Origin of the sequence: Comamonas sp. NyZ500, from assembly GCF_016772095.1 — a bacterium.
Lineage (GTDB): Bacteria > Pseudomonadota > Gammaproteobacteria > Burkholderiales > Burkholderiaceae_C > Comamonas > Comamonas thiooxydans.
This window is the reverse complement of sequence record NZ_JAEIJE010000001.1, coordinates 421,847-434,505: the sequence shown is the minus strand read 5'-3', so window position 1 is coordinate 434,505 and position 12,659 is coordinate 421,847. Positions and strand designations below refer to the sequence as shown.

Below are 12,659 nucleotides of genomic sequence, written 5' to 3'. Positions count from 1 at the left end.
CTACAGATTGGCAATGCAAGCCGCAACGGCATGCATGCGGCAACCCAAGCGCCCACAAAAAAGCCCGCTCCTTCACGGTAGCGGGCTTGTCTGCATGCACAGGCTGTCAAAGATCGGACATCGTGGGTGCTGCCAGCACCTGCTGGGCCACCACGTCGAGCACAGCATGGGACTCGTCCTGCCTGTCGATCCAGACCTTGGGCGTGAAGCTGCCGCGCAAGGCAATCGCATCGCCTTCGGAGAGACTGCGCAGCACGGCGCAGGGTGCGTTGTCGAAAGCGACGATATTCACGGGAATCGAGGAGCCGTCACCTGCATTGGCTCGCATGCGGGCCACCATATAGGGGCGGCGGTTGCGGTCTACGCGACTCTCAGGGATGCCGGTCAGTCGGCCGGTAATCAAACCATCCATCATTTGCTGTTATCTACCCAGAAAAAATCATGGCCGCCCTTGAGCAAGAGCGGCCTTTCAAAAAATCTTGAACCTGCATTTTAGGACGGCGCCTGTTTCCAGGCAGCAGCCCTTTTCTTAATTTTTTGTAATGTACGCCAGTGCTCAGCGATGGCTCAGACGGCGCACGGCCCAGTCGCCCAGGCTTTGAATGGCTTGCACAAAGAAGATCAGGATGATCACCACGACCAGCATCACGTCGGGCAAGAAGCGCTGGTAGCCGTAGCGGATACCCAGGTCGCCCAGGCCACCACCGCCGATGGCGCCCGCCATGGCCGAGTAGCCGGTCAGGCTGACGAAGCTGATGGTCAGACCCGCGACGATGCCAGGCAACGCCTCGGGCAGCAGCACCTTCCAGACGATCTGGCCGGTGGTCGCCCCCATGGACTGGGCCGCTTCGATCAGGCCGCCATCGACTTCGCGCAAGGCAGTCTCCACCAGGCGGGCCACAAAAGGCGCCGCCGCAATCGTCAACGGCACCACGGCCGCCCAGGTGCCGATGGAGGAGCCCGTGATCAGACGCGTCAGCGGAATGATGGCCACCAGCAAGATGATGAAGGGGGTAGAGCGCAGCGCATTCACGATCCAGCCGACAACCTTGTTGGCCGGACCGTTCTGCAAGATGCCGCCATGGTCGGTCAGGCGCAGGAAGACGCCCAGCGGAATACCGATCAAGCCGCCGATCAGGCCCGAGACGCCAACCATGATCAGCGTCTCCCAGAAGGAATCCAGCAGCAGCTGGAGCATCATTTCCGAAAAATTCTCAAACATCGCTCTCAATCCTTGCTGGACACGATCTGCACTTGCACACCGCTGGCACGCAGGTGCTCCACGGCCGCGTCAATCTTGGCGGCCTCGCCGCTGGCGTACACCGCCAGCGAACCAAAGGTCTGCTCCTGGATCTCGTCGATCTGGCCGTGCAGAATCGACAGGTCCAGACCCAGCTCGCGAATCAGGTGCGACAAAATGGGCTGATAGGCGCTCTCACCTGCATAGGAAAGACGCAACAGCTGGCCTTGCTGGCCGGGCTGCAACTGTGCGGCCAGCTGGTTCACACGCGTCATCACCGACTCGGGCAGTTGCTGGGGCACGATTTCGTCGATCAGGCTCTTGGTGATCGCCTTCTGAGGCCGGGTGAAGACATCGATCACAGGCCCCAGCTCGGCGATCTCGCCGCCGTCGATCACGGCCACGCGGTCGGCAATCTGCTTGATCACCAGCATCTGGTGGGTGATCAGCACCACGGTCACGCCCAGCTCGCGATTGACCTTGCGCAGCAGATCCAGAATGGAGCGCGTGGTTTCGGGGTCCAGTGCCGACGTGGCTTCGTCGCTGAGCAGAACCTTGGGGTTGCTGGCCAGCGCCCGGGCAATGCCCACGCGCTGTTTCTGCCCACCGGAAATCTGGGCCGGATAGCGATCGGCCAGATGATCCAGGCCCACCAGCTCCAGCAGCGGCGTCACGCGCTGGTAAATCTCGTCCTTGGAAATACCGGCCAGTTCCAGCGGCAGTGCCACGTTGTCATACACGGTGCGCGAGGACAGCAGATTGAAGTGCTGGAACACCATGCCGATGTCGCGGCGCGCAGCGCGCAGCTCGCCGTCGGACAGCTGCATGAGGTCGCGTCCGTTGACGATGACCTTGCCTTCCGTGGGGCGGTTGAGCAGATTCAGGCAGCGCACCAGCGAGCTTTTGCCCGCGCCGGAGCGGCCGATGATGCCGAATACCTCGCCCGAAGCGATTTCCAGATTGATGCCACGCAAAGCGTGCACCGGGCCCTTGGGGCCTTGGTATGTCAGGGATAAATCCCGAATTTCTATCATGAAAAATATCGCGAATCACGCATGAACAATGCGATTGACGCTATAAAAAGTGATTGATCCCATCCCAGCTGCAGCGCTGCCGGGCAGCGGGCAATGCAGGCCTTCGTTCTGGTAGAAACCGGCAGATCAAGCCAGCCTACTTTTAGTAGTAACCCTCAATAATGCCTGAGTCTAGGCAAACCTGAGAGCAACTGGGACAAGTGAATTCACTTATGGCGCCCCCAGCAAGCCATCCAACGCAGGTCTTGCCCGGGCCTGTCCCCACTGGCGGCGCGGCACTGCAGGCCTTAGCATGCTTGCATCTGCCTCTGGTTTTCTCTGCCGCCCTATGCAGCCGCCCCCCCTGCCCATCCGTGTTGAATGCCCGCCCGGCGCCTGCGACTGCCGGCGGGAGCAGCTGCTTGGCACGCCGGATGCGGATCTGCGCATTCTGCGGCTCACGCGCGAAGAGGAGAAAAAGCTGCTGCAGCGCCTGGAGAGCATCAGCAGCCTGGTCGATCTCGAGCATATGCAGCAGCGCATTCACGCACTCTTGGGTCTGGAGATACGCATCACCCCAGGCAACAACGAGGTACGCACCATGCGCGGCATCCAGATCGAGCTCGGCGACCTGCCGGGTCTATGCCGCAAAACGCGCCAGAGCATTCCCGCCGCGATACGCAAGGGGCTGGAGCGCAAGCCCGAGATTGCCTGGGCCCTGCTGGATGCACATGACCTGTTTGGCATGCCCGGCAGCTGAGCCAAGCAAGGGCAACGCCCGGCAGCAAAGCACGCACTTCGTCACTTGAGCCTTGGGACACCGGTAGTCCTTGCGGCCTACGCCGCCCGGCCCATGGTGGCCTTTCGCTTTCAAAAGCATCATGCTTTTTGCTGCTCTCGATACCTCTTCGTGCAATCCGGCTGGCGATGTCTCGTCGTTTGAGGCAGGCCCGGCAGCGCTGGTAGTCTTAGCCTTTGTCCGCATGCGCTTTGCAGGTCGCTTGCGCGCCCGCCCTGGCAATCCCTCAATGGCTGGAATCGCAACCATGCACTTCTCGAACATCATGGAGTCGTGCCTGTTGGCACCGTTGACCAGGATCATCAGTGGGATGCCTCTGGCATCTACAACGAGGTGTCGCTTGGAGCCGAGCTTGACTCGGTCGATGGGGTCGGAGCCCGTTTGCTGCTCCTTCGGGGGCTTGGCACCGAGGAGCCATCGATGCGGTCCCAGCTCCAATCAATCTGGTCATGTTCGCGCATACACACCAGCATCGCCAGATGCAATTTCTGCCAGCCGCCGTTGGCATTCCAGTCACGTAAGCGTCGCCAGCAGGGCATGCCACTGCCGTAGCCCAAGGACTGGGGAAGGTCTTCCCATGGAATACCTGTTTGCAGCACGAACAGGTATTCCATTGAGGACAGCGAGCATAACTGCGTTGCTGAGGCCTCTGCCGAAGTGGTATTAGCCCCATCTAAGGGTAGTCCAGTTCACTACTGAATGACCTCAACATGAGGAAGGCTGAACCTTCCTTCGAGCACTTCTGGCTTAGGTCCATAGCTACGTGCGATAAACCAAAATCGTTCTCCATTAGCGGGGGAAGGAAGCCAATTAGTAGCCTTTTCGCCAACTGGAGGCGTTGATTGAACCCAGACATCAATTGATCCATCGGCATTGCGTACAAACTCTCGTGTGCTGCTGCTGACGCGATGGCGATTAATTGGATTAGGTGTCAAGAATTGACTGTCATTCTTGAATTCATACAACGTCACCGACCAAAAAACGTTTGATGGAATTCCACCAGCTGGGATATGCAGCTTATATTTCTTTGATCCTACCAACGCCTGACCATCAGTTCCATATCCGGCCGCAGAATAAGCTGCCTCGGCAGGTGCAAGTCCGAGCATGGCTAATCCCCGTGATATTTCCCTTGCCCTCATTTTAAAATCTTTTCGCTCTGGACTTCCCATCTTTGAGCCAGGAGGTGCATAGTTAATCCAATTAGGACTTCCTTTCAATGGTCTATTTAGAACTTGGTCGAATTGGTGAGTCAGCTTATCGAAATTGGCGCGCCAAGCTTCACGCACATTTTCAGACAATTTCTCCCATTTACAGTCCTCGCCACAAATTCCCACGGCACGAAGACGTTTCATGACTTCTTTATCTCTATCAGGCGCTGGATTAAATGCGATTGCTTGGTTTACTATTGAGAAATAGTTTTCTAGATCTCCTGGAATTGGCTTAATCGATGGTGGCCTCCGGCTGACACCAGCCCCCGACTGCTTAAGCAAAAAACCATCCTGCGTGGCATTAGCCGCAACTTGATCATCAGGCCCATCAATAGCGACCCTCAGATTGATGTATACATCGTTAGTTGGAGAGCGAACGACTTGAACACCATCTGGTATTGAGCCAGTCCAGTCTGGACCAACCACCAAGTGCTTTTGTGCAGCTGTCCCTGTGTTTCTTGAGCCAACATACTTAAACGTTCCACTGAAATAGTCAATAAGCGTCAAAACAAAGTACCGACTACCCGTATCTGGCGTTTCGATCAATACCGGGCCTGCTGACAAGTCAAGCCATGCGGTTGAATAGAGGCAATCAACCAGAGGACTTGCAGCCCACGTGTCAGCAGGTGTGGTCATCGCACGCTGATGAACAAATTCATTGAGCTTTGTGCTTGTTCTTCCACCTTTTTCATTCAACGCATTCCACCTGAATATTGAAAGAGCATAAGAAGGATAAATATAATCGTAAGCTTCTTCAATTAATGCAGAATCACTTGGACCTTCTCTGGAGGTTGAATATGCGGAAGTCGGAATCATCGTCTGAGAAAGAATTAATGCAAATCCTGAGAGAGCAAGTGCACTTCTTCTATGAACATGACTTGAAGAAAATAATTCTTTCAATACACCTTGATAACTCAAATTGGATTTGAATATAGAAGTAATTTTCTGGTAGATCATATTGTCTCTGAGATTAATCTTTCGTGAGATCAGATGCTATTAAATAAAACGTTATTTTTCTTAAAGCAAATCTGATGTATCAGTATTTTTTTAATGAAATTTCTCAGCATCCTTCGAACGGACTAGTTGAAAGCTATTGACGCTACATGTGCATACGGTAGTTAGTTCATGAAAATATCCATCTTTCTATATTTGCTAGAAAGTGCATATTTTGTGACTTTTTGCGCCTATGGATTTCGGCAACTTGTGTCCCAGGCGCGCGATGACATCAGTGCAGAATGCGCGCCCCTCACCCCCGCGCGACGACTTGATATCCACGAAGTTTTGAAATTGATCGCACAAATCATCTGCACGCACTTCGTCGATCTGTTTTGAGCAAGTCTTGGTCCTTATGGCCTACGCCTATCAGCCCAGAGGCCGTCATCCACCTTAAAACCATAGAGCTTGATCTCACTCAAGCGTATTTTCATTTTGGTTTTCCCCAGGATAGACCCCACAGGTTTTCCCTTGGTTGGACAGGTTGGAAAAAGAATTGAGCAAACATTCTGTCTATGAAGTGACTTCGCTAGACCTTACGAGCTAGTCCGAACGAGCGATGGTGAGCGGCAAAGCTCGCCTGAACATTGAATTCATCGACAGGCGCCAAGTCAGCGACTAGCTGACCTGGACTAGACCTTGGCCCGATTCGCGGGCAGATCGATAGTGCAAATGCTGCACGCATACATCTTTGAGGATTCGTGATGGAAAGCAACCTGAGCTACCGCGCCCTGATCGCGCTGACCGTGACCAGCGTCATGGCTGGTGCAGCCGCCGCCAAAGGCAGCCCCGAAGAAATTGAAAAGCTGGGCAAGTCCTTGACCTGTATCGGTGCCGAAAAGGCCGGCACCGCCAGCGGCGTGCCCGAATACACGGGCAAATGGCTGGGAACGCCACCTGGAATTCAGTACACGCCGCATGCGGGTCAGCACCCGGTGGACCCCTATGCCAATGAAAAGCCCTTGTTCTCCATCACGGCCGAGAATGTCGCCAAGTACGCCGCCAATCTGACCGAAGGCCAGAAGGCCATGTTCGCGCGCTATCCCAAGACCTTCAGCATTCCCGTCTACCCGGGCCACCGCGACTTCCGCTATCCGGACTTTGCCTGCGCCTCGGCCAAAGCCAACGCGCAGAATGCCGTGATCAGCGCAGACGGAATGGGGGCTGACAATGCGGTCAAGGGGGCAATACCGTTCCCCTTCCCCAAGACCGGCATGGAGCTGGCCTTCAACAACCTGTTTCCGCTGCGCTCGTTCACCGAACACACACTGCGTGACAACGCCTACGTGATGCTGGATGGCTCCACCGTCTTTGGCCGCGCCGACAACCGCAGCATGAGCTTGCTGAACTCCCCCGAGCAGGCTGGCAAGCCGCTGGAAGGCACCATGGCCCAGGGCATGAATGTGGTCAAGCTGCCCGAACGCGAAAAAGGTGGCGTCAGCGTAAACAGGGAACCTGTCAACTTCGGCAAGGACAAGCGCCTGGGCTGGAGCTATGACCCGGGCACACGCCGGGTGCGCCAGATTCCCGAGTACGGTTTTGACCAGCCCATGGGTGGCGGTGTGGGTGCCAAGATGACGATTGATTCCGACCGTCTCTTCAATGGCTCGCCCGAACGCTACAACTGGAAGAATCTGGGCAAGAAGGAAATCTATATTCCCGCCAACGCGTACAAGATTCACGCCAACACAGTGAAGTATGCCGATCTGCTCAAACCCGGTCATGCCAACCCCGACTACATGCGCTACGAACTGCGCCGCGTCTGGGTGCTGGAAGCCACGCTCAAGGAAGGCTATCGCCATCTCTATGGCAAGCGCGTTCTTTTCCTTGACGAAGACACCGGTCAAGCCGTGATGAGCGACTTCTATGATGCACGCGGCAGTCTGTGGCAGTACGGCCTCATCAATTACTACTACGCGTTTGATGCCAACGCCTGGCATGCAGGCACGGCCTTCTACCACGACCTGATTGGTGGCGGCTACGTGGCCTACAACATGTTTCAGGAACGCCCCAAGGGCCCTGTGCTCAACAAGGGAGACATGAACCCATCCATGTTCACCCCTGAAGCCACGCGCAACGCCGGCACCTGAGCACGCCCGGCACCAAGACCATCGCCTGAGCATGCGCCAACAACTGCTCGCGGGAGACAAGTCCGGGCCTCGATGAAGAAAGCGCAGGCTCCGGACATCACTGCAAAAACACTATCTCAATCACATGTCAAGTTTGAACCGCGCCGGGCTGAGCGCCATGGCGGCTGCTGCATTGGGCCTTTGCCTGGGCATGGCCCATGCCCAGACTTCCGCAGCCACCGAAGACCAGGCTCTGGACAACCTGATCCGCGAGGCCATGCTCTACGCCTACCCCTATCAGGAATTCATGAAAATGCGGCATGAAGCCCTGGAGGTCAAAGACTCACCCACCGCCACCACGCTCAACCACTTCCGCCACTCGCGCCACCTGGCCACGCCCAAGGACCGCTGGACCAACAGCCCGATTCGAGACACTTTCTACTCCACCTCCTGGCTGGATCTGGAGAAATCTCCACTGGTGCTGTCTCTGCCGGAAACCCATGGCCGCTACTACGTGATCGCCATGATCGGGGCAGACCTCAACACCTTCTCCTACGTGGGCCGGCGCATTGGTGGTACCCAGGCTCGCAAGGTCGCCCTGGTCGGCCCGCGCTGGAGCGGCAAGATCCCGCAGGTCGACCAGGTAGTGCGCGCGCCTACGCGTGATGTCTACCTGAATCTGCGCGTGCTGGTCACCGGCGAAGACGACCTCAAGGCCGCCCATGCAGTACAGGATGGGTTTCGCATGGAGCCTGTGCTCAGAACCGACTCCGACAGTCCGCAGCTCAAGCCGCAAGCCCAGGACTGGAGCCGCTTTGTCGATGTGAGCAACGAGGCCCTGGCACGCAACCCACCGCCCGGTACGGAACAAGCACTGCTGCAGCGCTTTGCCAGCGTGGGCATCTGCGGCAAGGCCTGCAGCTGGGACAAGCTGCCCGAGGCCGTGCAGCAGCGCTGGCTGAGCTTGGCACCCGAGATCGAGAAAAACGAACTCAAGAATCGCCTGAATGCCGACCGCAAGACAGCAGACCCTAGACGCAGAAACGGCTGGACCCCTTATCGCCTGCCGGATGGCTTTGGCACAAACTACGCCATGCGTGCTCAGTCGGCAGCCATGTCGGGCGGCATCCTGGGCCTGGAGGCCGCAGAGGCCACCTATTTCGCTGCCAGTGTGGACGCCAACAATCAGGCTCTCGGCAAAGGACAGGCTTACCGCCTGCATCTGCCTCAAGGTCGCCTCCCCGCCGATGCATTCTGGTCTATCTCTCTTTATGAATTCGCAACCGGGGGCCAGTACATGGTGGAAAACCCCATCAACCGCTACTCCATTGGCGACCGCACCAAGGGCATGAAGTTCAACGCCGACGGCAGCCTCGACATCTGGTTGCAGCCCACGGAGCCGGGCCCTGACAAGCGTGCCAACTGGCTGCCCACGCCCGAGAAGAATCTGTTCTATCTGATGGCCCGCGCCTATCAGCCCTGGCCCGAGGTTCTGGATCCGTCCTGGATTCTGGAGCCCGTTCAGCTAATCAGCCCCCAATGAATGCAGTGATGGCACACATGAAAAAAATACCTCAGATCTCCCGATACGCTTTTGTCACAGCCCTGACACTGAGCCAGTTCGGCATGGCCAACGCCCACGATCAGGATGATCGCGGAGGTTCGGGAGCGAAAAGCCCCGCTGTGCTTGCTGCCCGCGCCCAGGTTTTCAAGGCCAATCCGCAAATGGTCAAGTCCATCACGGAAGGAGGGGGCTTTGGCACTGAGCTGTCGTATGCAGTGGCCAACAGCATGTACAGCCGAACCGACCAGAACGCCATTGCAGATGCCCGAGCCAAGCTCAAAGTCGAGGCCGTGGCTCCACGCACCTGGCTGCTGCGCTTTCCCATCGTCAATGTGGTGGTCTTCGAGACCGATGAAGGCCTGGTTCTGGTCGATAGCGGCTATGCACCCGCCGGTCCCGCGCTGGCAGAAACGCTGAAGAAGCTTAGCAACAAGCCGCTGCACACCGTCATCCTCACGCATTTCCATGCCGATCATGCCTTTGGCGCCTGGACGCTGATTGACCAGAAACCGCGTGTAGTGACCGAGCAGCGCTTCATCACTCAGATGGAGCTGGACATGCGCAGCAACGGTCTGATTGCGCGCAATAACCAGCAAAGCGTGGCCGATGTGCCCCGCACCTGGGCAGATGCAGTTCGGCCCACCCAGACTTTCAGGGACAAGATCACACTCAAAATTGGCGGCGAAGATTTTGTGCTGACCCATGCCCGCGGCGAGACCGAAGACCAGATCTGGGTTGCCGTGCCAGGCCGCAAGATCGTGGCCAGCGCGGATTACTTCCAGGGCTTTCTGCCCAATGCGGGCAACGGCAAGCGCCGCCAGCGCTACCCCGAGGAGTGGGCCCAGGCCCTGCGCGACATGGCAGCACTCAAACCCGAGCTGCTGCTGCCTGCGCATGGCCCGGCCATCACCAAGCCCGAGGAAATTCAGGACCGACTGCCCGCCCAGGCCCAGATGCTGGATAGCATCTCCAGGCAAGTGGTGGCTGGCCTCAACAGCGGCGAGCGCCGCGATCTGGTGATTGACAAAATCACACTACCGCCAGAGCTGGCCCGGCGAAGCGATGCGCGCGAGCTCTATGTCTCGGCCAAGGACATCGGCCGCATGGTGGTCAGCGAGTACAGCGGCTGGTGGGACGATATTCCATCGCACTGGCGCCCGGCGCCCCTGGCCAATGAGGCCAAAGAAATCGTGCAGCTAGCCGGCGGTGCCAAGCCGGTGATTCAGCGTGCTGTGGCGCTGGCAGACAGCAATCCGGAGCTGGCCTCCCATCTGGCCGACTGGGCCTGGTATGCAGACAGCGATGACCCCGAGGTGGCTCAAGGCGCACTGAAGGTCTATTCCGCGCGTGTTGCCAAGCCTCTGCCCACGCAGGAAGTGCTGGTTTATGCCGAGCACATGGTGCGCCTGCAGCTCAAGCTCAATGAGCTGAACAGCACACGCGCGGCCAGTGCCAGTCAGGGCAGCACAGCGCGTTAATCACTGCTGCAGACCCTGCGGAAGCTGCCCATTCTTGGCAAAGGCATTGATGGGCAGCTGAATATAGGTACGGCCATCGTCCTGTGCAGGCGGCAGCTTGCCGGCACGCACATTGACCTGCACCGAAGGCAGAATCAGCGTGGGCATATCCAGCGTAGCGTCGCGTGCAGTGCGCATCTGCACAAACTCCGCCTCGCTGACGCCATCATGCACATGGATGTTGCTGTCGCGCTGGGCCTGTACCGTGGTCTGCCATTGCGGCTTGCGCCCAGCCGGCGGGTAGTCGTGGCAGACCCAAATGCGGGTCTGCCCAGGTAGTTCCAGGATGCGCCGAATCGAACGATAGAGCGTCGCCGCATCGCCGCCGGGAAAGTCGGCACGTGCCGTGCCCACATCGGGCATGAACAAGGTATCTCCCACAAACACGGCATCCTCCACACGGTAGGCCATATCGGCCGGAGTATGGCCGGGCACATGCATGGCCAGCAACTCCAACTGACCCAGAGGCAGGCGTTCGCCATCCTGCACCAGATGGTCGAACTGGCTGCCGTCAGGCAAGAAGCTGCGCTCGAAGTGATAGATCTTGCGAAACACGGCCTGCACATCGCGGATATGGGCACCGATCGCCACCTTGCCGCCCAGATGGTGACGAATATGCTGGGCCGCGGAAAGATGATCCGCATGAGCGTGAGTTTCCAGAATCCATTGCAGCTGCCAGCCATTGGCTCGCACATAGTCAATCAGCTTGTCCGCGGAGCGGCTGCTCAGGGTGCCGGATTTGGGCTCGAAATCCAGCACCGGGTCAATCACTGCGGCCTGACCACTGATCGTATCGGCCAGAACATAGCTCACGGTACCGGTAGCCGCATCAAAAAACGGCTCGATATGCATCACATTGGCGGACATGGTGACTCCTAAAACGATGTACCCGAAACACCGAAGCACACCAATTAATTTACTTTTTTATATAATATATGAAAATATTTTGAAAGTGAAACAGTGAGCTCATCAACCTTTGACGAAGCACAGGCCACGCTGGATCTGCATGCCATGCGAACCCATGCAGGCGAGGCTGTGGTCATGCTCAAGCTACTGGGCAATGAAGACCGACTGCTGCTGCTGTGCCAGCTCTCCCTGCAGGAGCGCACCGTGGGCGAGTTGGAGCAACTGACAGGCGTGTCCCAGCCTACCTTGTCCCAGCAGCTGGGCATTTTGCGGCGTGAGGGTCTGGTCACCACCCGCCGCGAAGGCAAGTTCATCTGGTATCAGTTGGCCGATGCCCGCGCCCTGCAGCTGATGCAAACCTTGTATCAATTGTTCTGCCAACCAGGAGAGACAGCATGAACATCTTATGGAGTGAATTCACGCCCTGGACATCTCTGGTCGGCGGCCTGCTGATCGGTCTGTCCGCTGCCCTGCTCATTGCCTTGCTGGGTCGCGTGGCGGGCATCAGCGGCATTGCCGGGGCATTGCTGCAGTTGCCGACCTGGTCCTCCGTCAAGCAGTGGGGCTGGCGCCTGGCATTCATCCTGGGCATGATTGCCGCGCCGTTGGTCTGGTCGTTGTTTGCCCCGCTGCCAGCCATGCAGCTGCCTTCCAGCCCTGCAATCATCATCGCCGCCGGCCTGCTGGTGGGCTTCGGCACACGCATGAGCTCGGGCTGCACCAGCGGCCACGGCGTGTGCGGTCTGTCACGCCTGTCGCCGCGCTCTTTGGCCGCTACGGCAACCTTTATCGCCACAGGCGCCATCACCGTGTTCGTGATGCGCCATGTCATTGCTTGAGTCAGCAAGGAGAACATGATGATCATCAATATTGCTGCCTTGCTCTGCGGACTGGTGTTTGGCCTGGGTCTGATTCTTTCGGGCATGGGCAACCCCGCCAAGGTGCAGAACTTTCTGGATTTTTCCGGTCGATGGGATCCTTCGCTGGGCTTCGTCATGGGCGGAGCCATCGCCGTAGGCTTGATTGCCTTCACCTGGGCCAAGCGCCGCAAGACCGCTTTGCTGGGCGAACCCATGCAACTGCCCACCAGCACCGTCATTGATCGCAAGCTGCTGACAGGCTCAGCCCTGTTTGGCACAGGCTGGGGACTGGCAGGTTTTTGCCCCGGACCGGCGCTGATGAATCTGGCGACCCTTGCACCGCAAGTCTGGCTGTTTGTCGCCGCCATGCTGGCCGGCATGTGGGCGCAGCATCTGTGGGCTGCCAAGAAAAGCTGAGACCTGGCGGCGATTCGCTCAGGAGTCATCCACAAACCGAGGTGCTTGGGCCGTGCAGGCTGTCTGCGTCATT

General features: G+C 57.9%; 12 protein-coding genes and 1 pseudogene. 7 read left to right on the top strand and 6 right to left on the bottom strand.

Annotation, left to right across the window (positions count from 1 at the left end; genetic code table 11):
- Positions 1 to 106: 106 nt before the first annotated feature.
- The 3 genes from JAO85_RS01975 to JAO85_RS01965 form a co-directional block, all read right to left on the bottom strand.
- Positions 107 to 415, bottom strand: a complete 309-nt coding sequence (locus JAO85_RS01975) for a single-stranded DNA-binding protein (RefSeq protein WP_012838140.1) — start codon at positions 413 to 415, stop codon at positions 107 to 109.
- A 141-nt stretch (positions 416 to 556) separates the two neighbouring features.
- Complete coding sequence (locus JAO85_RS01970; RefSeq protein ID WP_003070061.1) at positions 557 to 1,222, bottom strand: methionine ABC transporter permease; 666 nt, start codon at positions 1,220 to 1,222, stop codon at positions 557 to 559.
- 5 nt (positions 1,223 to 1,227) lie between these two features.
- Positions 1,228 to 2,274, bottom strand: a complete 1,047-nt coding sequence (locus tag JAO85_RS01965; protein WP_003070063.1) for a methionine ABC transporter ATP-binding protein — start codon at positions 2,272 to 2,274, stop codon at positions 1,228 to 1,230.
- Between the two features lie 328 nt (positions 2,275 to 2,602).
- On the opposite strand from JAO85_RS01965, the gene JAO85_RS01960 reads away from it, so the two are divergent.
- On the top strand, positions 2,603 to 3,013 hold the full coding sequence (locus JAO85_RS01960; protein ID WP_039048613.1) for a hypothetical protein: 411 nt from the start codon (positions 2,603 to 2,605) through the stop codon (positions 3,011 to 3,013).
- A gap of 124 nt (positions 3,014 to 3,137) precedes the next feature.
- On the opposite strand, the pseudogene JAO85_RS01955 reads toward JAO85_RS01960, so the two are convergent.
- A pseudogene (locus JAO85_RS01955) lies at positions 3,138 to 3,676 on the bottom strand (IS5 family transposase); the annotation flags it as partial.
- A gap of 68 nt (positions 3,677 to 3,744) precedes the next feature.
- Positions 3,745 to 5,217 (bottom strand): DUF1254 domain-containing protein, encoded by a 1,473-nt coding sequence (locus JAO85_RS01950; RefSeq protein WP_202787321.1) that lies wholly within the window; start codon positions 5,215 to 5,217, stop codon positions 3,745 to 3,747.
- A gap of 740 nt (positions 5,218 to 5,957) precedes the next feature.
- Here JAO85_RS01950 and JAO85_RS01945 point away from each other — a divergent pair.
- The 3 genes from JAO85_RS01945 (at position 5,958) to JAO85_RS01935 (ending at position 10,364) form a co-directional block, all read left to right on the top strand.
- Positions 5,958 to 7,343: a DUF1329 domain-containing protein gene (locus tag JAO85_RS01945; RefSeq protein WP_039048611.1), complete on the top strand. Its 1,386-nt coding sequence runs from the start codon at positions 5,958 to 5,960 to the stop codon at positions 7,341 to 7,343.
- A 124-nt stretch (positions 7,344 to 7,467) separates the two neighbouring features.
- Positions 7,468 to 8,865 (top strand): DUF1254 domain-containing protein, encoded by a 1,398-nt coding sequence (locus tag JAO85_RS01940; RefSeq protein WP_202787320.1) that lies wholly within the window; start codon positions 7,468 to 7,470, stop codon positions 8,863 to 8,865.
- Between the two features lie 17 nt (positions 8,866 to 8,882).
- Complete coding sequence (locus JAO85_RS01935; RefSeq protein ID WP_237734661.1) at positions 8,883 to 10,364, top strand: MBL fold metallo-hydrolase; 1,482 nt, start codon at positions 8,883 to 8,885, stop codon at positions 10,362 to 10,364.
- Here the strand turns inward: JAO85_RS01935 and JAO85_RS01930 are convergent, their stop codons facing one another.
- Positions 10,365 to 11,270 (bottom strand): MBL fold metallo-hydrolase, encoded by a 906-nt coding sequence (locus tag JAO85_RS01930; RefSeq protein WP_034351992.1) that lies wholly within the window; start codon positions 11,268 to 11,270, stop codon positions 10,365 to 10,367.
- A gap of 93 nt (positions 11,271 to 11,363) precedes the next feature.
- Here JAO85_RS01930 and JAO85_RS01925 point away from each other — a divergent pair, with 93 nt between their 5' ends.
- Genes JAO85_RS01925 through JAO85_RS01915 form a run of 3 tightly spaced genes read left to right on the top strand, consistent with a single transcriptional unit; the run spans position 11,364 to position 12,586 of the window.
- On the top strand, positions 11,364 to 11,708 hold the full coding sequence (locus JAO85_RS01925) for a helix-turn-helix transcriptional regulator (RefSeq protein WP_003070079.1): 345 nt from the start codon (positions 11,364 to 11,366) through the stop codon (positions 11,706 to 11,708).
- The gene (locus JAO85_RS01920; protein WP_034392540.1) at positions 11,705 to 12,148 is read left to right on the top strand and encodes a YeeE/YedE family protein; all 444 of its coding nucleotides are present in this window, start codon (positions 11,705 to 11,707) and stop codon (positions 12,146 to 12,148) included. Before JAO85_RS01925 ends, JAO85_RS01920 begins: the two co-directional genes overlap by 4 nt.
- An 18-nt stretch (positions 12,149 to 12,166) precedes the next feature.
- Positions 12,167 to 12,586 carry a YeeE/YedE family protein gene (locus JAO85_RS01915; RefSeq protein WP_012838131.1) on the top strand — a complete coding sequence of 140 codons (420 nt, stop codon included), beginning with the start codon at positions 12,167 to 12,169 and terminating at the stop codon, positions 12,584 to 12,586.
- Positions 12,587 to 12,659: the final 73 nt, after the last annotated feature.